The sequence below is a fragment of the Delftia sp. BGA-UO-ETr-SB1 genome, assembly GCF_059567865.1.
In genome coordinates, this window is the sequence record NZ_JCAQOW010000006.1 from 2253360 (window position 1) to 2277261 (window position 23902).

Below are 23902 nucleotides of genomic sequence, written 5' to 3' on the forward strand. Positions count from 1 at the left end.
ATCAGATCGGTGTCAAACCCTGCAGGCTTCACTTCTTGGCATGCAGGCCGCATTCCTTGGCCGCTTCATCCTCCCACCACCAGCGGCCGGCGCGGAAGTCCTCGCCAAGGCTGACGGCGCGCGTGCAGGGTGCGCAGCCGATGCTGGGATAGAACTGGTCGTGCAGCGGGTTGTAGTCCACACCATGGCTGGCGATGTAGTGCCAGACATCGCCCTGGGTCCAGTCGGTCAGCGGGTTGAACTTGGTCAGGCCCTTGGTCTCGACCTCGCTGCGGTCCACGGCGGGCACATCGGCGCGGGCATTGGACTGCTCGCGGCGCAGGCCCGTGATCCAGGCGCTCTTGCCGGCCAGCGCGCGCGCCAGCGGCTCCATCTTGCGCACGCCGCAGCAGGCCTTGCGCAGCTCGATGCTGCGGTACATGGCGTCCTGGCCGTTGTCGCGGATGAAGTGGATCACCGATTCGAGCTGCGGCCGGTAGACCTTGACGCTCAGGCCGGGCAGCGACTGGGTGCGCTCCAGCAGGGCCAGGGTCTCGGTGTGCAGCGCGCCGGTGTCCAGCACAAACACTGGGATGTCCAGGCCCAGGCGGTGGATGATGTCGGTGATCACCACATCCTCGGCGCCCAGGCTGGAGGCCTGCGTCACGGCCTCGGCGCCCAGCGCCGCAGCCTCGCGCAGCAGGGCCTCGGTGGCGGCCAGCTTGTCGGCAAAGCCGCTGCTGGCACGGCCGTTGACCTCGGTGGCCTTGGCCGATGCCTGTCGCGACAGAAAGCTTTGCGCACCCATGTCAGGCCGCCTTGACGAAGTGGGGCTCGGGATGCACGGCATCGCCCTGGTAGAAGCCGTGGAAGCGGTCGAGCTGGCGCTGGGCGTCGGCGATGTCCACGCCTTCGCGCAGCACGGCCACGTCGAAGCCGCAGCGCTGCATCTGCACCAGCTGGTCGATCAGCACGTCGCCGGTGGCGCGGATTTCGCCCTGGAAGCCCAGGCGCTTGCGCAGCAGGCGGGCCTGGCTGAAGGCGCGGCCATCGGTGAACTTGGGAAAGTTGAGGTCGATGCGCTGCACGCCGGTCAGATCCAGCGTGAAGGGATCGGCGTCATTGGCCGGCGCAATGATGGTCTGCTGGCCTTCGGCCGGGCTTTGGTGCTCTTGGGCGGCGATGATTTTCATGGGGATCTCCTGCGGCTCTCACCGGGGGTCAGGCGGCCGCTTCCTCGGTGTGCTTGGCGGGGTGGCGGGCGGCATTGCCGGCGGCCTTGAACGGGTCGATGCCCACGCGGCGCACGGTGGCGATGAAGGTCTCGAAACGGCCGCCTTCGCTTTGGCGCTGCTCGCGGTAGGTGGCCAGCAGGGCCTCGATCACGCCGGGCACTTCGGCGGCGCTGAACGAGGGGCCGATGATCTTGCCGGGCGTGGCCGGGCCGGACAGGTGGGAGCCGTCGGCGCCGCCCAGCGTGATCTGGTACCACTCCTTGCCGTCCTTGTCCACGCCCAGGATGCCGATGTGGCCGCTGTGGTGGTGGCCGCAGCTGTTGATGCAGCCGCTGATGTGCAGGTCGATCTCGCCCAGGTCCCACAGCTCGTCCAGGTCCTGGTAGCGCTCGGTGATGGCCTCGGCAATGGGCAGGGAGCGTGCATTGGCCAGCGAGCAGAAGTCGCCGCCGGGGCAGGCGATCATGTCGGTCAGCAGGCCGATGTTGGGCTTGGCCAGGCCCAGGGCCTTGGCCGCCTTGTACAGCTGGGGCAGCTGGTCGCGGCGCACCCAGGGCAGCAGCAGGTTCTGCTCGTGGGTGACGCGCATCTCGCCGGCCGAGAACTGGTCGGCCAGCGCGGCGGCGGCATCCATCTGGTCTGCCGTGGCGTCGCCGGGCGCGTAGCCCAGGCGCTTGAACGACAGCAGCACGGCGCGCAGTTGCGGGTGGCGGTGCGGGCGCACGTTGCTGATCAGCCAGCGGCCGAAGTCCTTGTCTTCCTCGGCGGCCGTACGCAGCAGGGCCAGGGTCTCGGCCTCGGCATTGGCGGGCGACAGGTCCAGCTCGGGCTCGCGGAAATTGGCGGCCACGCGGTCGTACTCGGCTTGCGTGATGGTGTGGGGACCACCCTCGACCTCGACGATCTGGCGGAATTCCTCATCGACCTGGTCGATGAAGTTCTGGCCCTCGGACTTCACGAGGATCTTGATGCGCGCCTTCCAGGCGTTGTCGCGGCGGCCGTAGCGGTTGTAGACGCGGATCACGGCTTCCAGGTAGTTCATCAGCTGGTTCCAGGGCAGGAACTCGCGCAGCACCGGGCTGATGGTGGGCGTGCGGCCCATGCCGCCGCCCACGCGCACCTTGAAGCCCAGCTCGCCAGCCTCGTTCTTGAGCAACTGCAGGCCCACGTCGTACCAGCCCAGCGCGGCGCGGTCTTCCTCGGCGCCGCTGATGGAGACCTTGAACTTGCGCGGCAGGAAGCTGAACTCGGGGTGCAGCGTGCTCCACTGGCGCAGGATTTCGGTGAAGGGGCGAGGGTCGGCGATCTCGTCGATGGCAATGCCCGCCAGCGCGTCGCTGTTGATGTTGCGGATGCAGTTGCCGCTGGTCTGGATGCCGTGCAGGTTGACGCTGGCCAGCAGGTCCATCACGTCGGCGGCCTTGGACAGCGGAATCCAGTTGTATTGGACGTTGGTGCGCGTGGTGAAGTGGCCGTAGCCGAACTTCAGGTCGGAGCCGATGCGGCGGCCGTCGTGCAGCGGGATGTCGCCCAGCCGGTCCTGGGTGGCGCGGGCCTCGGCCAGCAGGGCGGCGTCGGGCTGGTCGTACTCGCGGGCCACGCGGGCCAGCACGCGCAACTGGGCGCTGGACAGTTCGCCGTAGGGCACGGCCACGCGCAGCATGGGCGCGTAGCGCTGCACATACCAGCCGTTTTGCAGGCGCAGGGGCTTGAACTCATCCTCCGAGAGCTTGCCGGCCTGCCAGCGTTCGAGCTGGTCACGGAACTGCTCGGCGCGCAGGCGGATGAACTGTTTGTCGAATTCGGTGTATTGGTACATGGCGCTTCGGATGTGGGGTCTTCGACTGCCGCCAGTGGCGGCGGTGCAGGGGTTCATTGCGTGGCACCGAGGCACTTGCGGGAAACGCGCGCAGAACCCTGCATGGACGGAAATGTAAGCAATGGCCTTATAGAAGCAAACGATTGTTTTGTCCTGCAAGTATGTGGATATGGATATAAGTGAATGGCAGCAGGCTTTGTGGGGCTGGGCATGCCAAACGCATGAGCGGCCGATATGCTTTCCGGCCAGAGGGAGGATTTCAGAATGCGAAACCGTTGTGCCGCCATCGGGCTGGCCTTGGCATTGGCAACTGCTGCTCAGGCGCAGGCCCAGAAGCCGGCACAGCCGCCGTCTCCGTTGTCAGCAGCGCACACAGCTGACACGCCTGAACCCGACGAATCCGCACAGGAATCAGCCTGGGATGCGTATCTGCATCGCGTGGCGGCGCAGTTGGCCGGTTCCGGCAGCGGGCGCGATCTGGCCTTTGCGGCCATCCTGATCAATCTGTCGCCCCGCGACAAAAGCGCTGTCAGCCAGGCCGAGGGCTGGCGCCAGGACGCGCTGGAGCGGGCAGGGCAGGATGCGCTGGCCTATCAACTGCTGGCCTCCAAGGCCCCTGAGGACGAAGGCGAAGTGCGCTCCGAGGCTGCCCGCCGCTGGCTGGCGCTGGAGCCCAGCAATTTCTCTGCGCTGATGCAGCAGGCGCTGGGACCGCAGGAACTGCTGGTTGCAGCGCGCGAAAGCCGCTACGCGGACCTGCACATGTATGACGGCGTGCGCTGGATGCAGTCCGCTTTGCTGCGCCATCCGCCCACGGCACAGGAGCTGCAGGCGCTGGGTGGCAGTCCGAACTACCGGCTCGAGGAAGGCGCGGTGATCACTGCAATAGGTATCTGGACAGCCTTTCCCTTGACGGGCTACAAGACGCTGCTGGATACCTGCAAACCCGAAGCGATGGGCAAAACCCCGGCGCGCGAGGCCGACTGCCTGCATGTAGCCCACCTGCTGACAGAGCGCTCATCGACCGTGCTGGATGAGGGCTTTGGGCTGGCGATTCAACGCCGGCTGGCCAAAACCCCGACCGAGCGCGCCGCGGCCCAGGCCCGGCGCCGCCAGTTGGAGTGGCTGATGCAAGCGTCCGCCCCGCTCGGCATGCAGGACGGAGGAGCCCAGTTTGCCCGGCTGCTGGCCGATCCTTCCATCCACAGCGAGCAGCAATTGCTGCAGCGCTTGCTCAAGGATGCAGGCCGGCCCTTGACGCCGCCGCCGTGTTGGAAGTGGCGCCCGCCCAGACCTTAGGGATTGCCGGCAGCCGCGCCGCCACGGCCGCCTCGCTCACCCCATAGAGCGCAGCCAGCGCGGCCGGTGTCGCCACCTGCGCCGCCGCACCGCAGGCCTGCAGGCCGCCGCGGCCCAGCAGGGCGATGCGGTCGGCCACCTGCAGCGCATGCTCGGGCTGGTGGGTGGACAGCAGCACGGCCATGCCGCGTGCACGCAGCGCGGCAATCTGGTCCAGCACGCGGATCTGGTTGCCGAAGTCCAGGCTGGCCGTGGGCTCGTCCATGACCAGCAGCGCGGGCTCCTGGGCCAGGGCGCGTGCGATCAGCACCAGCTGGCGCTCGCCGCCGCTCAGCTCGGTATAGGGGCGCAGCGCCAGATGGGCGATGCCCAACTGCTCCAGGCAGCCCAGCGCCAGGGCACGGTCGGCACTTGAAGGCCGGGCCAGCGCAGGCAGGCGCGCGGCACGGCCCATGAGCACCATGTCCAGCGCTTCGAAGCCGAAGACGCCGGCCTGAGCCTGGGGCACATAGCCCACGCGCCGCGCAAACTCGGCACGCGGCCAGCTGAGCACGGGCTGGCCCTGCACGCGCACCTCTCCGGCCAGCGGCGCCAGCAGGCCCAGCACGGTGCGGAACAGCGTGGTCTTGCCGCAGCCGTTGGGGCCCAGCAGGCACAGCACCTCGCCTGCGGCAATGGCCAGGTCCAGCCCCTGGCTGACGCGCCGGCGCCCATGGCCCGTGGCCAGGGCCAGCGTCTGCAGCACGGGCGCCGTCGGCATTTCAGTCATTGCGGCCCGTGCGCGACAGCAGGTAGAGGAAGAAAGGCGCGCCGACCAGGGCCGTGAGAATGCCCAGCGGCAGCTCGATGCGCGCCGCACTGCGCGCCAGCGTGTCGGCCGCAACCACGAAGCCCGCGCCCAGCAGCGCCGAGGCCGGCAGCAGGCGCACAAAATTGGGGCCGACCAGCAGGCGCGCCACATGCGGCACCACCAGCCCCACCCAGCCGACGATGCCGGCCAGCGATACGGCGGCCGCCGTGCCCAGCGTGGCACAGGCCACCAGCAGCAGGCGCAGGCGTGCCACGGGCACGCCCAGGGCCAGTGCCTCCTCGTCGGGCAGGCCCAGCAGGTTGATGCGCCAGCGCAGCAGCATCAGGGGCAGCAGGGCGCACAGCATCACGGGTGCCGTGGCACCCAGCTCGGGCAGGGTCACGGCGCTCAGGCCGCCCATGAGCCAGAAGGTGATGGATGGCAGCTGCGTATTGGGGTCGGCCAGCGTCTTGACCAGTGCGATGCCCGCGCCCAGCAGCGCGCCCAGCGCAATGCCGGCCAGCACCAGAACCAGCACCGGGTCATGCCGGCGCACGCTGGCGCTGATGGTCACCACCACCGCCACGGCGGCCAGCCCGCCACCAAAGGCCAGGGCCTGCACGGCCGCCATGGACCAGCCCAGGAAGATGCCCAGCACCGCGCCCAGGCCGGCACCGGCCGAGACGCCCAGGATGTCGGGCGAGACCAGCGGGTTGCGGAACATGCCCTGGTAGGCCGCGCCTGCCGCCGCCAGCGTGGCGCCCACGGCCAGGCCTGCGGCGATGCGCGGCAGGCGGATGTTCCAGAGCACGGTCTCGGCGCTGGCGGACAAGGGCGAGGCTGTGCCCATTGCGCGCGCCAGCAGCGACTGCCACAGCTGCTGCGGCGCGATGGAGAACTGACCCGCCGCCAGCGCCCACAGCAGCACGGCGGCCAGCAAGGCCAGCGCGAGCAGCCACCCCATGCGGCGGCCTGTGGCAGGCATCAACGCGCGGTCTCCATCAGCCTGCCCAGCGCTGCGGGCGACAGGTCGGAGCCGTAGAACAGGCGGTAGAAGTCGCGCACCTCGCGTTCCAACGGCGGCAGTCCCTGCAGTGCCGGCGCCTGCGGGTGGAGCTTTTCCAGCAGCCAGCGCACGCCGATCAGCCGGTTGACGCCGGGCGGACCATCCAGCCAGCCGAAGGGCCAGACCGGCGCGCAGTGCACGCGGCCCGAGCGCACGGCGGCCACGCCGCGCCACAGCGGGTCCTGGCGCATGCGCTCGGCAAGGCCGGGTTCCTGCGTGACGATGACCTGCGGGTCCCAGGCCAGGATCTGCTCCATGGACACTCGCGTGAGCCCGCCACGCCCTGCATCGGCCGCCACATTGCGCCCGCCCGCATATTCGACGGCTTCCACATTGATGGAGCCCGCCAGCCCCGTCTCCAGGCCATTGGCGCTGCGTGCGAAATACACGCGCGGGCGCTCGGCCGGTGCCAGGCCCTGGGTGGCACGCTGCGCCAGCGCCGCCACGGCATCGGCATGGCGGGCCAGCGTCTCGCCACGCGCAGCCTCGCCCAGCAGGGCGCCAACCTCGCGCAACTGGCGTGCGTGGTCGGCCAGCGAGCCCTGGATCAGCACGCAGGGCAGGCCGGTCTGGCGCGCCAGCCGCTCGGTGGCCGAGATATAGGTGGCATCGGCCGTGCCGGCGTCCAGCACCAGGTCGGGCTGCAGCTTCAGCAGCGATTCCAGCGGCATGGTGCTGCCGCGCCCGGACAGGCGGCCCAGGTGCGGCAGCGCCTGCAGCGTGGGCCCCAGATAGGCGCGCGAGACATCGTCCAGCTGCTGGGGCCAGCCCAGCAGCTTGTGCGGTGCCAGCGTGGCCACCAGCACGCCTGCGGGCGGTCCGGCCGCGAATACGCGGCGCAGCTTGGCGGGGTCCGGCATCTGTCCCATGCGGGCGGCAATCGTGGTTGCCTGGGCATGGCCGGGAACAAGAGCCGATGAGGCCAGTGCCGCCATGGCCTGGCCCAGCCAGCGGCGGCGGGTGAACAGAAGATCGGTCATGAAAATCAGGGGATGGGGCTGGCGCAGCCACGGCGCTCAAGCTGTGCCTGGCACCATTGCTCGATCTGCACCTCATCGGCTGCCAGCTCGGCATGCAGGCTGCCGGTATACCTGCGCCAGTCTTCAAGATGGCGGGCCGCGACGGCCGTGAGCACGGGCGTGCCGGCCCCGACAAAGGCCGCGAATTCTGCGGCAAAGCCTTGGCCCGAGGCCTCGACGATGCCGAAGCGGTTGATCACCACCAGATCCACGCCATCGTCCAGCGCCTGGCGCAGCACGGCGCTGGCCTGGGCCAGGGCCTGGGGGTTGAGACTGCAGGCGCGCGAGGCACAGCCCAGGTCCTGGGACAGCTCGAATTGGCGGTCACTGCGCAGGTCGAACAGCTGCATGCGCTTGTTGCCGTTGGCATAGCGGTCCTGGCGATGCACCAGGCCGCCCACGCGCCAGCCCGCGCCTTGCAGGCGGCGTGCCACGCGTTCGAGCAGCAGCTCCATTGCATGCTCGTCGTCTGGATGGACCAGGGCGGCCAGGGGCAGGGTGGCAGGTGAGTTCATGGCATGCGGTGCTTGTGGAATCCAGGCAGGTTTTTACTCCTGGCCGCCGCCGGTGTCGTTGACCAGGGGCATGCTGTCGCGCCCGAAGATCCAGGGACCTCCGGCTGCCACATTGGCCAGCGCCAGTTCCTGCTGGCCCGGTGCGGACAGCAGATGCTCGGCCAGCCGTTGCGCGCTGCGGCGCTGGCCAGCGTCGGCCGGATGGCGCGGCCCGGGCGTGAGCAGCACATAGGGCCGGCGCATCAGCGGGTCGCCGTGCAGCAGCAGCTCGATGCCGGGCGCGCCCATCTTGCCGAAATGCAGCGGGATATGGCCGACCACGGCATAGGCCTGGAGCTCGGCCGCCAACTGCAGCACGGCCTGGGGGCGCGGCCCGGTGTCGGCGCGCAGCCAGCGGACGTCCGGCCGTATGCCGGCGCGGCGCCACAGCCGCTGGACCACGGTATAGCTGCCGGGGTCGCGCAGCGCGATGAAGGGCGAGCCGCTGGCAACGATGCGGCGCATGGCCTCGACGCCATCGGCCGCGCCGCGCACCCCGGCCGGATCATGCGCTGGGCCGGCGAACACATGCTCGTTCCAGCCCCAGACCCGCGCGGCCGATGCCAGGCCGGCAGCCTCCAGCGACATGGCTTCATCGCTGGCGTGGATGAGCAGCAACTGGGCGCGGCCCTGGGCCATGGCGGGGATCACGCCCTCCTTGGGCGCGGCAACGGCGGTGCGCACGGACAGGCCCAGGCTGCGGTCCGCCATGTCGGCCAGGCGCGGCCAGACGCCGCACAGCGACAGGCCACCAACCACGGCCACGTCGACGCTGACAGCTTCTGCCGGCAGGCTGGCGCAGCCGCTCAGGGCGGCCAGCGCGGGCAGGGCGCCCATCAGGCGGCGGCGATCGGGGCAGAGCGGTTCCATGGATTCAGGGGGCAGTCCGTGCTTCAGAAGCGATAGCCCAGGTTGACATACCAGCTGCGGCCCGGCATGGGCAGGCCGTCATCGAACTGGTACCACTTGTCGCCGATATTGGCCACGCCAAAGTCCACGGTGATGTCGCTGCGCGGCTTGTAGCGTGCGCGCAGGTTGGCAATGCCGTAGCCGGGCAGTTTGAGCGTCTGCAACTGGCCGCTGCCCGACAGCGGCACGTAGCGGCCCTTCTCGGTCTCGACCTCGGCATTGAATTCCCACTGCGCCAGCGGACGCCACTGGACACCGGCCAGCAGGCGGTGGCGCGGCGTGTTGGTCAGCGTGATGCTGGAGTCGCTGGTGTTGCGGCGGTTCAGGTAGGTGTAGCCGGCGTTCATGCTCCACTGTGCCGACAGCTGCTGGGTCAGGGACAGCTCCATGCCGATGTTGCGCGTGCGCCCCACGTTCTGCGCCTGGTTGCAGGTGGTGCCGCCGCATTCGGCCGAGGCCACGACCACGGTCTGGATCTGGTTGCGCACGCGGCTGTAGAACAGCGCGGCCTGGCCCTGGCCGCCCTGCCAGGGCGAGCCGCTGACGCCCAGCTCCAGGTGGTTGGCCGTCTCGGGCTGCAGGTCGGGGTTGGCCAGGGCCGTGCCCATGCGTGCCGAGTAGCGGTCCTTGATGGTGGGAAAGCGCGTCTTGTGCGAGGCGATGAAATACGCCTCGCTGCCACCGCCCAGCGCATAGCCGAGCTTGGCCACGCCATTGGTGGCGCTGGCGGAGCCCGTGGGCCACTGGTAGACCTCGCGCGCATCGCGCTGGTCGTGGCTGAGCGCCAGGTTCAGGCTCCAGCGTTCGGCCAGGGAGATCGTGTCCTCGACCACCAGCGAGCGCGTTACGTCGCGGTAGTGCTTGCTGGGGTCCTTGGCCGAGGCGGCATCGGTGTGCTCGTCGATCTTGTAGTGCGCGCCCAGGCGCAGCGCATGGCCCTTGAAACTGTAGTTGGCCCACTCGACGCTGGCGCCTTGGCTCACGTCCTTGTAGCTGCTGGTGGGGTCATGGCGCGTGTAGCTCGCGTCCGTGTACATGTCCAGGCCGTTTTGGTAGGTGTCGTGGTAGATGCGTGTCTTGAGCAGGTTGTCGGCATTGATGCGCGTGGTGCTCAGAAAGTACACGCTGTCCTTGTCCCAATAGGGCCAGCGCCAGTAGCGGATGACGTTCTTGCCCGTGGCGCTGCCGGTATACACGGGGTTGCCCTTCTCGCCTTCCTGGCGCACATAGCCCAGCGCGTATTCGTCCGTGGCATTGGGCGTGAGGCCCAGCTTGAACGACAGCCGCTTGTCCGTGCGGTAGGCGTTGTCGCGGTAGTTGCCCGTGTCGGTGGGCTGCTTCTTGAAGTCCTTGAAGCCCTTGGGCAGCGGAAAACTGTCCGCGTCCAGGTAGGAGGCGCCAAGCTGGTAGTACCAGGTGCCCAGGTTGCCGCCCAGGTTCACGGCGGCCTTGCGTTCGCCGCCTGCGCCTGCGCCGATGCGTGCATCGCCCTCGAACGATTTGACCGGCTTGCGCGTGACCAGGTTGATGGCGCCGCCCAGCGTATTGGGGCCATACATCAGCGATGCGCCAGCCTTGGCCACGCGGATCTCGGACAGGTCGAAGGTGGTGAAGCGGCCGAAGTCCACATAGCCGTCATAGGGCACGTACAGCGGCACGCCGTCCACGAACACCGGCACCTGGCGCGGATCGAAGCCGCGCAGGTAAATCATTTCCTCGTTGCGATTGTTGCGCGACAGCGTGGCGCCCGGCAGCAGGCGCACGGCGTCGGCCACGGTGTCGGCATTGCGCTGGCGCATCTCGGCGGCGTCCAGTCGCTGTTCATCGCCGGATATGGCCTGTGCTTCATCACGCGCACCGTGCACATCGACCGTGCCCAACTGGAAGGTCTGCGAAGCCGGTGCTGCAGGCGCGCCCGATTGGGCCTCGACCTGGGCTTGCGCCTGCGTGCTGGCGGCCAGGCCTGCGAGCAGCAGGGCTTGTGTCAGTGCGGAGCGAAGGCGGAACGAGGTTGAGCAGAGGGCGGGTGAGGATGCGGGGGCGCAGGAGCGGGGCTGGCGGGTCACTGTTTCAGGTTCTTGTGTGGTTGAACGCGGGGAGCGGCTGGTTGTTTCCTTTTGAAAACAGGTTCCGGATTCTAGCGATATGCACTAGAAAACATAACGAGTGACAAAAAACCGTCTGCGGGAAGACTCGGGTTTTCTTTCAGGCCGTTGTGTGAATGCCCGGTCGTTCAGCGGCCGGGCGGTACAACGGCTCAGCGCCTGCGGCCCAGGCGCTCGCTGGCCAGGGCAGCCGCCAGCCTGGCATCCAGGGGCAGCGGTTCGTCGTGCAGGCGTGCTGCCAGCAGCTCGCCGCACAGCAGCGACAGGGTGAGCCCGCGCGAGCCCATGGCCGTCAGCGCCCACAGGCCGGGAGCCTGATCGGACACCGGTCCGACCACGGGCAGCCGGTCTGGCGAGGCCACGCGCACGGCGCCCCAGGTGGCGCGCGGTGGCGCGTCGAAGAAGCCTTGTAGGCCCTGGTAGGCACGTGGCAGCAGCTGCGCCAGCTTGGCGCCATTGGCTGCATGGGCGGCGGCCTGGTCTTCGGGACTTGGCGGCAGCGCGGTCTGGTCGCGCTCGAAGGTCGATCCCATGACCCAGCCTGGCCCGGCTGCGTCGCCGGGCAGCGGCATGGCAGGCACCAGGTTGCCATGGCCGTTGACGGGAAAGGGCGGCATGGCCTGCGCGCTGGCCGGGGTGTGCACATCCCAGCTGACCTGGCCGCGAATGGGCTGCAGCGGCCAGGCGGCCTGGGCGCCCAGGCTGTGCTCCAGCAGCGTATTCGTTGCGGGGCCCAGTGCGAGAACGACCAGTTCAGCCTCGGCCAGCAGATTGCCCTGTTCATCCAGGGCCTGCCAGACGGGCGCGCCACCTGCTGTATCGGTGCATGCAAGACGCGCCACGCAGGCACGGCCCTGCCAGCGCACGCCCGGCAGCGCCAGCTGCGCCTGCACCAGCCGCGCCGGGCGTACCCAGCCGGCCTGCACATGCCAGCAGGCCGGGGCGTCGGCGGGCAGGCCGGCCGCCGAGAGTTGATCGGCGCTGGCGGGCCGACTCCAGTGGTCGCCCGGGCCGGGGGATTGCCAGTCGCGCGGCAGCCGCGGGGCGGCTTCCACGCCGTGCTCCAGCACGCCGGTATCGCACCAGTCCGTGCCCGGTTGCAGCAGGCCCTGGCCGGAGAGCATTTGCAGCTGCGCCAGGGTCAGGCGTGCGCCGTCGCGGCTCAGGCGGGACAGCAGGCTGTCATCGGGCGAGACATGGGGGCAGAACAGGCCCGCGGGCAGGGCGGAGGCGCCCGCTGCAGGCGCCTCGGCAGCATCCAGCACGGTGACCTGCCAGCCACGGCGCGACAGGCTGGCGGCGGCGGCCGCACCGGCGATGCCTGCACCCAGCACCATGCAGCGCCGTGGGGTGATGGCTTCCTGCGGCTGTGCACGCGGCCCACGCGGTTGCCAGGCCGGGTCGAAGACGGCATGAAGGTTGTGGCGCTTGGGGCGCACGCCATCCACCTTGCGGACCTGAAAGCCGTGCTGGGCCAGGCCATCGCGCACCGTGCGCGCCACGCACCAGGTGGACAGCTGCGTGCCGCGTCGGCAATGGCGCGCCAGCGCGCGCAGGGTGTCGGCGCTCCAGAGGTCGGGGTTGAGTTCCGGCGTGAAGCCGTCCAGGTAGATGCTGTCGGCCGTGAGCTGCTGGCGCCGCAGCATGGCCTGGGCATCACCGATGTACAGCGTCAGCAGCACGCGGCCCTGCTCGAAGGCGAGGCGGTGCACGCCGGGCAGCAGGCCCTGGAACCGGGTGGCCAGCTCCTCGGCCAGCAGGCGCAATCCTGGCTCGCGCGGCATGGCCTGGCGCATGGCGTCGGCACTGACGGGAAAGGCCTCGGCCGAGACGAAATGCAGCAGCCTCGGGCGCCGGGGATCGGCCTTCCAGGCTTCCCAGGCCACGAGGAAATTCAGCCCGAACCCGAAGCCGGTCTCCAGGATGCGCCATTGCGGCGCATCGGCCCAGGCCGCCGGCAGGCCGCAGCCGCCCAGAAAGACGTGGCGGGCCTGGTCCAGGCCGCCGAGTTCGCTGTGGTAGCGGTCGCCGAAGCGCGGGCTGTAGGGCGTGCCATCGGGCAGCCATTCAATGGGTTCGGACATGGGCAAGGGGCAGAACTACTCCTCCCAGCGCTGCTGGTAGGAGAACACGGGCAGGCGCCACTTGAAGCGAATGGCGGCCAGGCGCAGCGTGAGTCCGCCCGCAAAGCAGACGACGGTGCTGAGGTTGGAGCCCACTTCCAGCGAGCGAAGGCCCAGGAACAGCAGGCACACGGCCAGCGACACGCTGGCGTACAGCTCGCGCCGGAAGACGACCGGCACCTGGTTGCACAGCACGTCGCGCAGAATGCCGCCGCTGATGCCGGTCAACATGCCCGACATCACCACCACCACGGGCGGGTAGCCCAGCTCCAGCGCCACGTTGCAGCCGATCAGCGAGAAGGCGATCAGCCCCATGGCGTCCAGCAGCAGAAAGACCTGCTTGAGATGGTGCATGTGGCGCGCCACGACGATGGTCAGCAGTCCGGCCGAGATGACCAGGTAGACATATTCAGGGTGCTGCGTCCAGCCGATGGGGTAGTGGCCCAGCACCATGTCGCGGATGGTGCCGCCGCCCAGCGCGGTGACGAAGGCGATCACGGCCACGCCGAAGATGTCCATGTTGCGCCGGCCCGCCGCCAGCGCGCCCGACATGGCTTCGGCCGTGATGGCCACGAGGTAGATCACCAGCATGACGGTGAACTGCGATGCCTGGAACGATTCCAGCAGGGAGACGGATGGAAGCACGGAAAACCTCGGATGAAGACCGGCCCGCGCCGCAGGGTGTGCGGCCACTGCGCCGTCCAGCGCAAGAAGGCGGGCATTGTAGGCGGTCTCTGGGCGGCGGCCGTTTGCGGCACCGCAAATGAAACCGCCCCCGGCGCGGTGCGACGGGGGCGGTGAAAGGGCGCGAAGCGGCTCAGGCCGTAGGAGGCACGTAGCCGGCCGCCGCATCGGCGCCGCCGCCGAAGAAGTGGTTTTCCATCTGGCGGGCCAGGTACTGGCGGGCGCGTGCGTCGGCCAGGTTCAGGCGGTTTTCGTTGACCAGCATCGTCTGGTGCTTGAGCCAGTCGGCCCAGGCCTGCTTGCTCACGCCTTCAAAAATGCGCTTGCCCAGCTCGCCGGGGTAGGGCGGGAAGTCCAGGCCTTCAGCGTCAACGCCAAGCTTGATGCAGTGAACGGTACGTGCCATGGGGAATTGAGTCCTTGTCTTGTGGAGATTCAGATGTTTTGGGAATAACAAACTGAAATCTTATTGGTTTGAGTTTTAAGAGTTGGCTTTGAGAATGCTTTCCACGGCACCAGACCGTCGTCTCCACTCTCTACCGACACTCCAATGAAAATTCGCCGCCACTTTATCAAGTTTCCTGTCGCCGTCGGCCTGATCGCGGGCTTGACCCTGTCGGCTCTGCCGGCGTTGGCCCAGTCGGTGCAACTGCTCAATGTCTCCTACGATCCGACGCGCGAGCTGTACGTGGAATACAACCAGGCCTTCGCCAAGCACTGGAAGGCCAAGAGCGGGCAGGACGTAAGCGTCAAGCAGTCGCATGGCGGCTCGGGCAAGCAGGCGCGTTCCATCATCGACGGCATCGACGCCGACGTGGCCACGCTGGCGCTGGCCGGCGACATCGACGCCCTGGTCAAGAACGGCAACCTGCTCAAGGCCGACTGGCAAAAGCGCCTGCCGCACAACTCGGCCCCCTACAGCTCCACCATCGTCTTCCTGGTGAAGAAGGGCAATCCCAAGAACCTCAAGGACTGGGACGACCTGGTCAAGCCCGGCGTGCAGGTGATCACGCCCAACCCCAAGACCAGCGGCGGTGCGCGCTGGAACTACCTGGCCGCCTGGGAATTCGCCAAGCGCAAGTACGGCGGCGACGCACAGGCCAAGGACTTCATCGGCAAGCTGTTCAAGAACGTGCCCGTGCTGGACACCGGCGCGCGCGGCGCCACCATCACCTTCGTGCAGCGCGGCGTGGGCGATGTGCTGCTGGCCTGGGAGAACGAGGCCTTTCTGGCACTCAAGGAGTTCGGTCCCGAGAAGTTCCAGATCGTCGTGCCTTCGCTGTCCATCCTGGCCGAGCCTTCGGTGGCCGTGGTCGACAAGGTCGTGGACAAGAAGGGCACACGCGCCGTGGCCGAGGAGTACCTGAAGTACCTGTACTCCGAGGAAGGCCAGCGCATCGCCGGCCGCAACTACTACCGTCCCACGGATGCCAAGGTCAAGGCCGAGTTTGCGGACAAGTTCCCCAAGCTGGAGCTGGTCACCATCGACCAGGCCTTTGGCGGCTGGGCCAAGGCCGACAAGGACCACTTTGCCGACGGCGGCAGCTTCGACCAGATCTACACCAAGAAGTGAGTGCGGCGCGCCGGCCCGGCCGGCGCCCACCCACTGATTCACCCGCTTTCCCAGACCCCTGCCAACCCCCACGATCCGCCATGTCCATCTTCCTGACCTCCCGCCACTTTTTGCAGGCCGCGCGCCGCACGGCGCAGGCAGGCGTGCGGATGCACAAGGCAGGAGTGGCAGGCAAGGCAGGTGTGGCAGGCGTGGTGGCATCCAGCTCTTTTCTTCGCTTCGAGACCGTGGCCTTCGCCAGCCGGCGATGTAGCACCTGACGACTCCGTGCGGTGCGCCTGCAGGCCCGGCCCTGCAGGCGGCTGCCCCTTGCTCCGCCTTCCCTTTTTTGTTTTCTGGCTGCATGCCGCGCGCATGCATGGGCAGCGCTTTGCCTGCGCCACGCGCCACGCACCACTCTTCCAAGGATGTCCGTCATGGTCTCGTTTGATTCTTTCCCCCGACACACAGCCAACTGGCGCCGACGCCAACTGCTGGGCGCGGGCCTTGCCGCAGCAGTCGCCACGGTGGGCGGCCCGGCCCTGGCCCAGGACAAGGCGGGCGACCGCGTGCTGCGCGTGGGCCACCAAAAGGGCTGGCTGTCCATCCTGAAGAGCCGGGGCACGCTGGAAAAGCGGCTGGCGCCGCTGGGCGTGTCGGTGCGCTGGATCGAGTTCAACGCCGGCCCCGTGCAGTTGGAGGCGCTGAACGTGGGCTCCATCGACTTCGGCGATGTGGGCGAGGCCCCGCCCATCTTTGCGCAGGCCGCAGGCGCACCTTTGGTCTATGCGGGCGCCACCGTGCCGCGCCCCGGGCTGGAGGCGGTGATCGTGCCCAAGGACTCGCCCATCCGCAGCGTGCAGGACCTCAAGGGCAAGCGCGTGGCCTACAACAAGGGCTCGAACGTGCAGTACTTCCTGGTCAAGCTGCTGGAAAAGCACGGCCTGAAGTACGGCGATGTGCAGTCCGTCTTCCTGGCGCCGGCCGATGCGCGTGCCGCCTTCGAGCGCGGCTCCGTCGATGCGTGGCTGATCTGGGACCCCTTCCTGGCTGCCGCGCAAAAGACGCTGGACGCCCGCCTGCTGGCCGATGCCACGGGCGTGGTCAACAACCGCGCCTACTACTTCACCTCGCGCGATTTCGCCACGCGCAATGCCGATGTGCTGCGCATTGCCATCGAAGAGGTCGATGGGATTGACCGCTGGGCCTCGAAGAACCAGACGGCCGCTGCCGCCGAGCTGTCCAGCATCCTGGGGCTGGACAAGTCCATCACCGAGCTGTACCTGAGCCGCGCACGCTTCGGCACCTCGTCCGTGACGCGCGAGATCCTGGCCGAGCAGCAGCAGATCGCCGACACCTTCTTCGAGCTCAAGCTCATCCCCCGCAAGCTCAACCTGCTGCATGCCGCGCCCGTGGACCTGATCGCGTCGCGCCCCTGAGCCCACTGCAAGGAGTCCGCACCATGAATGCCATCCCCAAGAAGCCCCGCCTGGACCGCGTGCGCCGCCAGGCCCTGCAACTGCTGGGCACCACCGCCTTCAGCTGGAGCCTGGCCGGCCAGTACGCACGCGCCGAGACGCCGGCCGCCGTGGCCGGGCCGGAGCAGTTGCGCATCGGCTACCAGAAGTCGGCCGTCAACCTGGTCATCCTCAAGCAGCAGGGCGTGCTGGAAAAGCGCTTTGCGGGCACCAAGGTCAGCTGGCTGGAGTTTCCGGCCGGCCCCCAGCTGCTGGAGGCCCTGGCCGCAGGCAGCCTGGATTTCGGCCTGACCGGCGATTCGCCCCCGGTCTTTGCCCAGGCCGCGGGCCGCGACCTGCTGTACGTGGGCGCTGAGCCGCCCAAGCCCGAGAGCTCGGCCATCCTCGTGCCGTCGGACTCGCCGCTGCGCGCCCTGGCCGACCTCAAGGGCCGGCGCGTGGCGCTGCAAAAAGGCTCCAGCGCCCATTACCTGCTGGTGCGCGCGCTGGACAAGGCGGGCCTGGCCTGGAACGAGATCCAGCCCGTGTACCTGGCCCCGGCCGATGCGCGCGCCGCCTTCGAGCGCAAGAGCGTGGACGCCTGGGCCATCTGGGACCCGTTCTACGCGGCCACCGAGCTGGCGATTCGCCCGCGCGTGCTGGCCAATGGCGAAGGCCTGTCGGGCAACGCCTCGTTCTACCTGGCCTCTCGCGGACTGGTGGAGCGCCATCCGCAGGTGCTGCGCGCGCTGTTCGACGAGCTCACGCGCGCCGATCGCCTGGCCCAGAGCGCACGCCAGGAGGCCGTGGCCCTGGTGGCCGGCTTCAGCGGCCTGGATGCGGCGGTGGTCAGCCGCTTCATTGCGCGCCGGCCCAGCTCTCCCGTGGGCCTGCTGGCTGCGCAGACCGTGGTGGACCAGCAGCGCGTGGCCGATGCATTTTTTCGGCTGGGCCTGATTCCGCGCCAGGTACAGGTGGCCGACATCGTCTGGCGGCCCTCGGCGGCCGAGTACGCGCGGCTGGCCGAGCCTGCGGCGGCGCGGCCTTCTTCCGCCCTTTGATTTCCTTCCTCGATTCCGTCCCCTGACTGGAGCAGCGCATGCAGGTTTTCTGGTTCATTCCCACCCACGGCGACAGCCGCTACCTCGGCACGGCCGAGGGCGCCCGCCCGCTCAGCCACGACTATGTCAAGCAGGTCGCCATCGCGGCCGACAGCCTGGGCTACGAGGGCGTGCTGATTCCCACGGGCCGCTCCTGCGAGGACCCCTGGGTCGTCGCCTCCAGCCTGATTCCGGTCACCAAGCGCCTGAAGTTCCTGGTCGCCGTGCGGCCCGGCCTGCACCAGCCCAGCCTGGCGGCGCGCATGGCGGCCTCGTTCGACCGCCTGTCGGGCGGGCGGCTGCTGATCAACCTGGTCACGGGCGGCGACCGTGCCGAGCTGGAGGGCGACGGCGTCTTCCTCGACCATGCCGAGCGCTACGAGCAATCGGCCGAGTTCATCCGCATCTGGCGCGAGATCCTTGAGCGCAGCCATGAGGGCGGCACGCTCGACTACGAAGGTGAACACCTCTCGGTCAAGGGCGCCAAGCTGTTGTTCCCGCCGCTGCAAAAGCCGTATCCGCCCGTGTACTTCGGCGGTTCGTCCGAAGCCGCGCACGACCTGGCCGCCGAGCAGGTCGATGCCTACCTGACCTGGGGCGAGCCCCCGGCCGAGGTGGCCAAAAAGATTGCCGATGTGCGCGAGAAGGCGGCGCGCCATGGCCGCAGCGTGAAGTTCGGCATCCGCCTGCACGTCATCGTGCGCGAGACCGAGGACGAGGCCTGGGCCGATGCCGATCGCCTGATCAGCCGTCTCAAGGACGAGACCGTGGTCCAGGCCCAGGCCGCCTTCGCGCGCATGGACTCGGAAGGCCAGCGCCGCATGGCCGCCCTGCATGCCGGCGGCAGCCGCCGCACGCGGGCCGAGCTGGAGATCAGCCCCAACCTCTGGGCCGGCGTGGGCCTGGTGCGCGGCGGCGCGGGCACGGCCCTGGTGGGCGATGCGCAGACCGTGGCCGACCGCATCAAGGAGTACGCGGACCTGGGCATAGACACCTTCGTGCTGTCCGGCTATCCGCACCTGGAGGAGGCCTACCGCTTTGCCGAGCTGGTCTTCCCGCTGCTGCCGCTGTCCGTGCGCGACAGGCTGGCTGGCGGCGTGGGCGGGCCGCTGGGCGAGACCGTTGCCAACCTGTACTCGCCGCGCGCGTCGCAAAGCTGAGGGAGTCACGCATGTCCGATGCACGTACCGTTACTGCGCTGCCGGCCTCCTCGGCCTCCCCGGCCGGCGATTCCTGGTCGCCGCTGCTGCGCTTTGCGGCCGGCGTGGGCCGCCGCCTGGTGCCCTGGCTGGTGCCGCTGGCGCTGATCGCCGTCTGGCAGGCCGCCTCGGCCTTCGGCTGGCTGTCCACGCGGGTGCTGCCCGCTCCGCTGGATGTGCTGCGCGCCGCGCAGGCGCTGGCCGAGTCGGGAGAGCTGCTCAAGCATGTGCAGGTGAGCGCGGGCCGCGCGCTGGGGGGCCTGGCCATCGGCGGCGGGCTGGGGCTGGCGCTGGGCCTGCTCACGGGCTCGCTGCGCTGGGCGGAGACGCTGCTGGACTCCACCATCCAGATGGTGCGCAACATTCCCGCGCTGGCGCTGATTCCGCTGGTCATCCTGTGGTTCGGCATCGACGAGAGCGCCAAACTGTTCCTGATCAGCGTCTCGGTGTTCTTTCCCATCTACCTGAACACCTTCCACGGCATACGCAATGTGGACCCCGCGCTGATCGAGATGGGGCGCAGCTACGGCCTCACGCGCTGGCAGCTGTATCGCGAGGTCATCCTGCCGGGCGCGCTGTCCTCCATCCTCGTCGGCCTGCGTTTTTCGCTGGGCCTGATGTGGGTGATCCTGATCGTGGCCGAGACCATCTCGGCGCAGTCGGGCATCGGCTACCTGACCATGAACGCCCGCGAGTTCCTGCAGACCGACGTGGTGCTGGTCGGCATCCTGCTGTACGCCCTTCTGGGCAAGCTGGCCGACTGGTTTGCGCGTGCGCTGGAGCACTGGTGGCTGCGCTGGCATCCGGGCTACCAGCCCAAGTGACACAAGGAGCACGACATGAGCCGATGGAACCGCATGAAGACCACGCTGGCACAGGCCGTGGAGCTGAACACCACCGCGCCGGCGATGGCCTGGGAGGCCTCGTTCGACGCCGATGGCCTGGACGTCAGCGACCGCCTGGCCCAGAACGATGATGCGCCGCAGTCCGCATCCCCCCAATCCGCACCACGCCGTGGCGTGCGCCTGCAGGCCGGCGGGCTGACCAAGCGCTACGGCCAGCGCGAGGTGCTGCACGAAGTGCAGCTGCAGGTGGAGCCTGGCGAATTCGTCGCCATCGTGGGCCGCAGCGGCTGCGGCAAGAGCACCTTGCTGCGCCTGGTCGCCGGGCTGGAGCAGGCCACGGCCGGCACCCTGCTGCTGGACGGCGAGCCCGCCCGCGCCGTGCAGGGCGCGCAGGGCGGCACGCGCATCATGTTCCAGGACGCGCGCCTGCTGCCCTGGCGGCGCGTGCTGGCCAATGTGACGCTGGGCCTGCCCGCCTCGGCCCAGGAACGTGGCCGCGAAGTGCTGGCCCAGGTCGGCCTGGCCGACCGCGAGGGCGAATGGCCGGCGCGCCTGTCCGGCGGCCAGCGCCAGCGCGTGGCCCTGGCGCGTGCCCTGGTGCACCGCCCGCAACTGCTGCTGCTGGACGAGCCGCTGGGCGCGCTCGATGCGCTCACCCGCATAGAGATGCACCGCCTGATCGAAGGCCTGTGGCAGCGCCACGGCTTCACGGCCCTGCTGGTCACGCATGACGTGCAGGAGGCCGTGGCCCTGGCCGACCGTGTGGTGCTGATCGAGGACGGCCGCATTGCGCTGGATGAACGCATCGCCCTGCCACGGCCGCGCGTGCACGGCAGCGTGGCGCTGGCGGCCATTGAACAACGCATTCTCGACCGCGTGCTGCAAAAGCCCGCCGCCGAGCCCGACTCCAACCCGCTGACCGACACCACGGCCTGGCCTGGCGTGCCGGCCCATGGCCTGCGCTGGGCCGTCTGACTTTTCGTTTTCCCCAACCTTCCTTTGATTCCTTTTCATCCCCAGGAGAAAAACATGTCCATTCAAGCCATCAACGTGCGCAACCAGTTCAAGGGCCAGGTGCGCGAAATCATCCGTGGTGACGTTGTCTCCGAAGTCGATGTGCAAACGCCCTGGGGCGTGGTCACTTCGGTGATCACCACGCGCTCGGTGGACGAGCTGGGCCTGGTCGTGGGCTCCGACGTGGTGGCCCTGGTCAAGTCCACCGAAGTGTCCATTGCCAAGCTCTGAGGCCAAGCCCTGAGGCCAGGCACTGAAGGCACTGCCGATGCTCAACCGCCCCAGAGCATCGGCTTGTTGACCATGAGGTAGTAGGTCACGGCCATGGCAATGAAGGCCGGGTAGCCCAGCGCCTCCCAGCGCCGGGCATAGACGGCATACAGCGCGGGCAGGGCGGCCTGCGCTGTGTGCGCGCCGCGCGCCATGGCGGCCATACGCACCTGCAGCCAGACCACGGGCAGCCAGCAGGCGCCGGCCAGCAGGTACAGGCCCAGCGACAGTGCCAGCCATGGCGTGGTCAACGGCCAGCCTGCCATGTGGGCCAGGGCAATGCCGCTCACAGGCTGTATGACCACGCAGGGCGTGGTGAACCACCAGTCCGCACGCACCACCAGGCGGCTGACCACGGCCTGCGCAGCGACGCTGCCGCTGCGGTTGGCGAAGAACATGTAGAAGGCCGAGCCCAGGCCGGTGCCGACCAGCAGCACGCTGGACGCGATATGCAGCGTCTTGAGCAACAGGTAGAGATTCATGCGGACTCCTTGGACGTGACGGGCGCCGACATCAGGTGCAGCAGCATGGCTGCGATCGGCAGGTTCTTGAGCAGCGGCCCCAGCGGGTGCAGCCACAGCGTGGGCTGCAGCACCGTGGCCAGCACGGTCATGGCAGCCATCAGCAGCAAGGCCGCCAGATAGCTCTTGCGGCCGGGCAGCAGCCACAGCGCCAGGCCCACGGTCAGGTCGGCGAGCAGGCCGCTCCAGACCAGGAATGTCTGCCAGCGCGCATCGTGGATGCCGGCATCGGCCAGCACCTGCACGCTCAGGCCGCGGTGCTCGATGGCGCTGACCAGGGCCGTGCCCAGCCAGACGGCGATCAGGCTGAGGTGCATGGCGCGCTGTGAAGGGGGAACCTGGCGCAGGCGGTGTTCACCCATGGCGCAGCGTGGCCAGCAACTGGGCGGGCGCAATGCCGGGCCGGCCCAGCAGGCCTTGCAATCCCGCCGGATCGGTGACGTTGTCGCTGGCCAGCATGGCCAGTGTCTCGCTGCACCAGGGTGAGGCGCTGACCCAGTCGCCAGCGCGTGCGCTGGCGCGGGTGAGCCAGCCGGGCAGGGTGCCCACGCGGGCCGGAGCGCGGCCCATTTGCGCGCGCAGGCTGGCAATCAGCGCGGCCAGCGGCAAGGGCAGGGGGCCGCCGATCTCGATCATGCCCACGGGCTCGGGGCGCGTCACCAGGCCGGCCACGACCTCGGCCAGGTCGCGCACGGCCACCGGCTGCACGCGGGCCTGCAGCACGGGGCGCGGCAGCAGCAGCGCCGGCAGACGCGCCATGGACAGGAACATCTCGCTGCTGGCGCCGCCGGCGCCGAACACCACGCTGGGGCGCACCACGCAGCCTTGCAGATGTCCGGCTGCCGTGAGTGCCAGCAGGTGCTCGTCAGCAGTGCGCTTGGTGGTGGCGTAGCGCGTGGCACTGCCTTCTATGCCCAGGGCAGAGATCTGTACCACGCGCCGCACGCCGGCCGCCGCGCAGGCATCGAACAGGGCGATGGGGGCCTGGGCGTGCATGGCATCGATAGGCCGGGAGGCGCTGTCGCGCAGCACGCCCACGGCATTGACCACGGCGTCCACGCCCGCCAGGTGCGGCAGCCAGGCGTCGGGCGTGGTGGCCTTGGCGTAGTCGAGCGCAGGCAGGGAATGGCGGCTGCGCGCCACGGGATCATGGCCGGCCAAGGCCAGCAGGTTGACGATATGGCGGCCGATGAAGCCGTTGCCGCCGCAGACCAGAATGCGCATGGTGATCTCCAGTTTCTCTTGTGACGGAAATTTCAGGCTCGGCGTCCGCGCTTGACGCGGGTCTCAGCGGCCTCGGAGCGCACGAAGCGCTGCACGCTGGCGCCCAGGCGCAGCAGCTTGTCCAGCGTGGAGGGCGACAGGCGCAGCATTTCATCGGTCCAGATGCCCAGCGATTCCATGAGGCGCAGCGTCTCGTGCACGCGGTCCTGGGTGTCGGGGGATTCGGCGTCGAAGCCAGGCTCGGCGATCAGTTCGCGCAGCATCTCGGAGGTCGGGTCGAATTCGCGCTGCTTGCGCTCCCGCACGATGGTGCGCAGCAGCTCCCAGACATCGGACGAGGTCTCGAAGTAGTCGCGGCGGTCGCCAGGCCTGCGGCTGGTGCGGATCAGCTCCCAGCCTTGCAGTTCCTTGAGGCTGTTGCTCACGTTGGAGCGAGCGGCGCCCAGCGTGTCGGCAATCTCTTCCGCGTTGAGCGGGCGGCCATGGAAGAACAGCAGGGCGTGGATCTGGGCGACCGTGCGGTTCACCCCCCAGGAGCTGCCCATGTCGCCCCAATGGTGGATGAAACGGTGTGCGATGGGACTCAGTTGCATGGCCTCAGTGTCTGCAGGCCTGAAATTTCTGTCAATAGAGAAATTTGAGAAAGCTGAAAAATCAAAACCGGCTGCAGCGCGGAGGCGGCACCTGGCGGGGCGCGGCATGTGCTGCTCCATAATGCTGGGCAGCCTGGCCTGCCACCCAGTACATACACAGGCGGGCCGTCGTTTTGAGGGGAACACCATGACTGCTGTGCAAAACCTGCGTGCCATCACCGTGCTGGCCGCCTGCGCGCTGGCGCAGGCCGCGTCTGCCGCCTGCTATTCCGTCTACACGCCCGAGCAGGAACTGATCTACCGCTCCAACCGCCCGCCGGTGGACCTGACCTTGCCGCTGCACCAGACCGTGGACAAGATCGAGCGCGGTGCCACCATGGTGTTCACGCTGGACGAATTCAACTGCATCACCGAAATCAACCTGCTGGCCGAACGCGAGCAACTGGCCCGGGCGCGCCAGGAGCGACAGCGGGACCTGGGCCGCAGCAGCACTCCGCGGTCCTGAGAGGCAAAAGCGAGTTGGGGGCTTTTTTGGGGAGCCGCCA

The 23902-nt window shown here is 68.7% G+C and carries 26 protein-coding genes; 10 read left to right on the forward strand and 16 right to left on the reverse strand.

Features of this window, described 5'->3' with window-relative positions:
- Positions 1-28: 28 nt before the first annotated feature.
- From AC57B5_RS28800 to AC57B5_RS28810, 3 genes are read right to left on the reverse strand one after another with little or no spacing between them, the layout of a single operon-like run.
- Positions 29-787 carry a phosphoadenylyl-sulfate reductase gene (locus AC57B5_RS28800; protein ID WP_013801647.1) on the reverse strand — a complete coding sequence of 253 codons (759 nt, stop codon included), beginning with the start codon at positions 785-787 and terminating at the stop codon, positions 29-31.
- 1 nt (position 788) lies between these two features.
- Positions 789-1172 carry a DUF934 domain-containing protein gene (locus AC57B5_RS28805; protein WP_012206452.1) on the reverse strand — a complete coding sequence of 128 codons (384 nt, stop codon included), beginning with the start codon at positions 1170-1172 and terminating at the stop codon, positions 789-791.
- 28 nt (positions 1173-1200) lie between these two features.
- Complete coding sequence (locus AC57B5_RS28810) at positions 1201-3033, reverse strand: nitrite/sulfite reductase (protein ID WP_013801649.1); 1833 nt, start codon at positions 3031-3033, stop codon at positions 1201-1203.
- 264 nt (positions 3034-3297) lie between these two features.
- On the opposite strand from AC57B5_RS28810, the gene AC57B5_RS28815 reads away from it, so the two are divergent.
- The gene (locus tag AC57B5_RS28815) at positions 3298-4332 is read left to right on the forward strand and encodes a hypothetical protein (protein WP_496400784.1); all 1035 of its coding nucleotides are present in this window, start codon (positions 3298-3300) and stop codon (positions 4330-4332) included.
- Here the strand turns inward: AC57B5_RS28815 and AC57B5_RS28820 are convergent.
- From AC57B5_RS28820 to AC57B5_RS28860, 9 genes are all read right to left on the reverse strand, one after another.
- Positions 4268-5101 carry an ABC transporter ATP-binding protein gene (locus AC57B5_RS28820; protein ID WP_070080290.1) on the reverse strand — a complete coding sequence of 278 codons (834 nt, stop codon included), beginning with the start codon at positions 5099-5101 and terminating at the stop codon, positions 4268-4270. The genes AC57B5_RS28815 and AC57B5_RS28820 overlap by 65 nt on opposite strands.
- On the reverse strand, positions 5094-6107 hold the full coding sequence (locus tag AC57B5_RS28825) for a FecCD family ABC transporter permease (RefSeq protein WP_496400785.1): 1014 nt from the start codon (positions 6105-6107) through the stop codon (positions 5094-5096). Before AC57B5_RS28825 ends, AC57B5_RS28820 begins: the two co-directional genes overlap by 8 nt.
- Positions 6107-7168 carry an iron ABC transporter substrate-binding protein gene (locus tag AC57B5_RS28830; RefSeq protein WP_496400786.1) on the reverse strand — a complete coding sequence of 354 codons (1062 nt, stop codon included), beginning with the start codon at positions 7166-7168 and terminating at the stop codon, positions 6107-6109. The genes AC57B5_RS28825 and AC57B5_RS28830 overlap by 1 nt, the downstream gene beginning before the upstream one ends.
- Positions 7169-7173: 5 nt before the next feature.
- Positions 7174-7722: a DUF2478 domain-containing protein gene (locus AC57B5_RS28835; RefSeq protein WP_496400787.1), complete on the reverse strand. Its 549-nt coding sequence runs from the start codon at positions 7720-7722 to the stop codon at positions 7174-7176.
- Positions 7723-7755: 33 nt separating this feature from the next.
- Entirely contained in the window at positions 7756-8631 is an 876-nt protein-coding gene (locus tag AC57B5_RS28840) for an ABC transporter substrate-binding protein (protein WP_496400788.1), read from the reverse strand.
- Positions 8632-8654: 23 nt separating this feature from the next.
- Positions 8655-10736 (reverse strand): TonB-dependent receptor plug domain-containing protein, encoded by a 2082-nt coding sequence (locus AC57B5_RS28845; protein WP_496400789.1) that lies wholly within the window; start codon positions 10734-10736, stop codon positions 8655-8657.
- Between the two features lie 191 nt (positions 10737-10927).
- The gene (gene mnmC, locus AC57B5_RS28850) at positions 10928-12859 is read right to left on the reverse strand and encodes a bifunctional tRNA (5-methylaminomethyl-2-thiouridine)(34)-methyltransferase MnmC2/FAD-dependent 5-carboxymethylaminomethyl-2-thiouridine(34) oxidoreductase MnmC1 (RefSeq protein WP_496400790.1); all 1932 of its coding nucleotides are present in this window, start codon (positions 12857-12859) and stop codon (positions 10928-10930) included.
- 15 nt (positions 12860-12874) lie between these two features.
- Entirely contained in the window at positions 12875-13543 is a 669-nt protein-coding gene (locus tag AC57B5_RS28855) for a trimeric intracellular cation channel family protein (protein WP_496400791.1), read from the reverse strand.
- Between the two features lie 172 nt (positions 13544-13715).
- Entirely contained in the window at positions 13716-13988 is a 273-nt protein-coding gene (locus AC57B5_RS28860) for an oxidative damage protection protein (protein WP_012206441.1), read from the reverse strand.
- A gap of 144 nt (positions 13989-14132) precedes the next feature.
- On the opposite strand from AC57B5_RS28860, the gene AC57B5_RS28865 reads away from it, so the two are divergent.
- From AC57B5_RS28865 to AC57B5_RS28900, 8 genes are all read left to right on the forward strand, one after another.
- Positions 14133-15155 (forward strand): sulfate ABC transporter substrate-binding protein, encoded by a 1023-nt coding sequence (locus tag AC57B5_RS28865; RefSeq protein WP_496400792.1) that lies wholly within the window; start codon positions 14133-14135, stop codon positions 15153-15155.
- A gap of 80 nt (positions 15156-15235) precedes the next feature.
- On the forward strand, positions 15236-15415 hold the full coding sequence (locus AC57B5_RS28870; RefSeq protein ID WP_496400793.1) for a hypothetical protein: 180 nt from the start codon (positions 15236-15238) through the stop codon (positions 15413-15415).
- Positions 15416-15571: 156 nt separating this feature from the next.
- Complete coding sequence (locus AC57B5_RS28875) at positions 15572-16573, forward strand: sulfonate ABC transporter substrate-binding protein (protein WP_016448337.1); 1002 nt, start codon at positions 15572-15574, stop codon at positions 16571-16573.
- Positions 16574-16596: 23 nt separating this feature from the next.
- On the forward strand, positions 16597-17652 hold the full coding sequence (locus tag AC57B5_RS28880; protein ID WP_043820577.1) for an aliphatic sulfonate ABC transporter substrate-binding protein: 1056 nt from the start codon (positions 16597-16599) through the stop codon (positions 17650-17652).
- 38 nt (positions 17653-17690) lie between these two features.
- Entirely contained in the window at positions 17691-18851 is a 1161-nt protein-coding gene (gene ssuD, locus AC57B5_RS28885; RefSeq protein WP_349614537.1) for an FMNH2-dependent alkanesulfonate monooxygenase, read from the forward strand.
- Between the two features lie 11 nt (positions 18852-18862).
- Positions 18863-19714: an aliphatic sulfonate ABC transporter permease SsuC gene (ssuC, locus tag AC57B5_RS28890; RefSeq protein WP_374617451.1), complete on the forward strand. Its 852-nt coding sequence runs from the start codon at positions 18863-18865 to the stop codon at positions 19712-19714.
- Positions 19715-19729: 15 nt separating this feature from the next.
- Positions 19730-20710: an ATP-binding cassette domain-containing protein gene (locus tag AC57B5_RS28895; RefSeq protein WP_047218081.1), complete on the forward strand. Its 981-nt coding sequence runs from the start codon at positions 19730-19732 to the stop codon at positions 20708-20710.
- A 54-nt stretch (positions 20711-20764) separates the two neighbouring features.
- Complete coding sequence (locus AC57B5_RS28900) at positions 20765-20980, forward strand: TOBE domain-containing protein (protein WP_012206434.1); 216 nt, start codon at positions 20765-20767, stop codon at positions 20978-20980.
- A 41-nt stretch (positions 20981-21021) separates the two neighbouring features.
- Here the strand turns inward: AC57B5_RS28900 and AC57B5_RS28905 are convergent, their stop codons facing one another.
- The 4 genes from AC57B5_RS28905 to AC57B5_RS28920 are packed head-to-tail and all read right to left on the reverse strand — an operon-like array spanning position 21022 to position 23357.
- A complete protein-coding gene (locus AC57B5_RS28905) occupies positions 21022-21501 on the reverse strand; it encodes a DUF2269 family protein (RefSeq protein ID WP_496400794.1) in 480 nt (159 codons plus the stop codon).
- Positions 21498-21902: a DoxX-like family protein gene (locus tag AC57B5_RS28910; RefSeq protein WP_496400795.1), complete on the reverse strand. Its 405-nt coding sequence runs from the start codon at positions 21900-21902 to the stop codon at positions 21498-21500. Before AC57B5_RS28910 ends, AC57B5_RS28905 begins: the two co-directional genes overlap by 4 nt.
- Positions 21895-22764 (reverse strand): NAD-dependent epimerase/dehydratase family protein, encoded by an 870-nt coding sequence (locus AC57B5_RS28915; protein WP_496400796.1) that lies wholly within the window; start codon positions 22762-22764, stop codon positions 21895-21897. Before AC57B5_RS28915 ends, AC57B5_RS28910 begins: the two co-directional genes overlap by 8 nt.
- A 32-nt stretch (positions 22765-22796) precedes the next feature.
- Entirely contained in the window at positions 22797-23357 is a 561-nt protein-coding gene (locus tag AC57B5_RS28920) for a GbsR/MarR family transcriptional regulator (protein WP_496400797.1), read from the reverse strand.
- A gap of 187 nt (positions 23358-23544) precedes the next feature.
- Here AC57B5_RS28920 and AC57B5_RS28925 point away from each other — a divergent pair, with 187 nt between their 5' ends.
- Positions 23545-23862: a hypothetical protein gene (locus tag AC57B5_RS28925; RefSeq protein ID WP_013801667.1), complete on the forward strand. Its 318-nt coding sequence runs from the start codon at positions 23545-23547 to the stop codon at positions 23860-23862.
- The last annotated feature ends 40 nt before the right edge of the window (positions 23863-23902 follow it).

What these genes read in the sequence shown, in the direction of transcription:
- AC57B5_RS28800 (WP_013801647.1), bottom strand. Translation starts at nt 787, where the DNA reads ATGGGTGCGCAAAGCTTTCTGTCGCGACAGGCATCGGCCAAGGCCACC.
- AC57B5_RS28805 (WP_012206452.1), bottom strand. Translation starts at nt 1,172, where the DNA reads ATGAAAATCATCGCCGCCCAAGAGCACCAAAGCCCGGCCGAAGGCCAG.
- AC57B5_RS28810 (WP_013801649.1), bottom strand. Translation starts at nt 3,033, where the DNA reads ATGTACCAATACACCGAATTCGACAAACAGTTCATCCGCCTGCGCGCC.
- AC57B5_RS28815 (WP_496400784.1), top strand. Translation starts at nt 3,298, where the DNA reads ATGCGAAACCGTTGTGCCGCCATCGGGCTGGCCTTGGCATTGGCAACT.
- AC57B5_RS28820 (WP_070080290.1), bottom strand. Translation starts at nt 5,101, where the DNA reads ATGACTGAAATGCCGACGGCGCCCGTGCTGCAGACGCTGGCCCTGGCC.
- AC57B5_RS28825 (WP_496400785.1), bottom strand. Translation starts at nt 6,107, where the DNA reads ATGCCTGCCACAGGCCGCCGCATGGGGTGGCTGCTCGCGCTGGCCTTG.
- AC57B5_RS28830 (WP_496400786.1), bottom strand. Translation starts at nt 7,168, where the DNA reads ATGACCGATCTTCTGTTCACCCGCCGCCGCTGGCTGGGCCAGGCCATG.
- AC57B5_RS28835 (WP_496400787.1), bottom strand. Translation starts at nt 7,722, where the DNA reads ATGAACTCACCTGCCACCCTGCCCCTGGCCGCCCTGGTCCATCCAGAC.
- AC57B5_RS28840 (WP_496400788.1), bottom strand. Translation starts at nt 8,631, where the DNA reads ATGGAACCGCTCTGCCCCGATCGCCGCCGCCTGATGGGCGCCCTGCCC.
- mnmC (WP_496400790.1), bottom strand. Translation starts at nt 12,859, where the DNA reads ATGTCCGAACCCATTGAATGGCTGCCCGATGGCACGCCCTACAGCCCG.
- AC57B5_RS28860 (WP_012206441.1), bottom strand. Translation starts at nt 13,988, where the DNA reads ATGGCACGTACCGTTCACTGCATCAAGCTTGGCGTTGACGCTGAAGGC.
- AC57B5_RS28865 (WP_496400792.1), top strand. Translation starts at nt 14,133, where the DNA reads ATGAAAATTCGCCGCCACTTTATCAAGTTTCCTGTCGCCGTCGGCCTG.
- AC57B5_RS28870 (WP_496400793.1), top strand. Translation starts at nt 15,236, where the DNA reads ATGTCCATCTTCCTGACCTCCCGCCACTTTTTGCAGGCCGCGCGCCGC.
- AC57B5_RS28875 (WP_016448337.1), top strand. Translation starts at nt 15,572, where the DNA reads ATGGTCTCGTTTGATTCTTTCCCCCGACACACAGCCAACTGGCGCCGA.
- AC57B5_RS28880 (WP_043820577.1), top strand. Translation starts at nt 16,597, where the DNA reads ATGAATGCCATCCCCAAGAAGCCCCGCCTGGACCGCGTGCGCCGCCAG.
- ssuD (WP_349614537.1), top strand. Translation starts at nt 17,691, where the DNA reads ATGCAGGTTTTCTGGTTCATTCCCACCCACGGCGACAGCCGCTACCTC.
- ssuC (WP_374617451.1), top strand. Translation starts at nt 18,863, where the DNA reads ATGTCCGATGCACGTACCGTTACTGCGCTGCCGGCCTCCTCGGCCTCC.
- AC57B5_RS28895 (WP_047218081.1), top strand. Translation starts at nt 19,730, where the DNA reads ATGAGCCGATGGAACCGCATGAAGACCACGCTGGCACAGGCCGTGGAG.
- AC57B5_RS28900 (WP_012206434.1), top strand. Translation starts at nt 20,765, where the DNA reads ATGTCCATTCAAGCCATCAACGTGCGCAACCAGTTCAAGGGCCAGGTG.
- AC57B5_RS28905 (WP_496400794.1), bottom strand. Translation starts at nt 21,501, where the DNA reads ATGAATCTCTACCTGTTGCTCAAGACGCTGCATATCGCGTCCAGCGTG.
- AC57B5_RS28910 (WP_496400795.1), bottom strand. Translation starts at nt 21,902, where the DNA reads ATGGGTGAACACCGCCTGCGCCAGGTTCCCCCTTCACAGCGCGCCATG.
- AC57B5_RS28915 (WP_496400796.1), bottom strand. Translation starts at nt 22,764, where the DNA reads ATGCGCATTCTGGTCTGCGGCGGCAACGGCTTCATCGGCCGCCATATC.
- AC57B5_RS28920 (WP_496400797.1), bottom strand. Translation starts at nt 23,357, where the DNA reads ATGCAACTGAGTCCCATCGCACACCGTTTCATCCACCATTGGGGCGAC.
- AC57B5_RS28925 (WP_013801667.1), top strand. Translation starts at nt 23,545, where the DNA reads ATGACTGCTGTGCAAAACCTGCGTGCCATCACCGTGCTGGCCGCCTGC.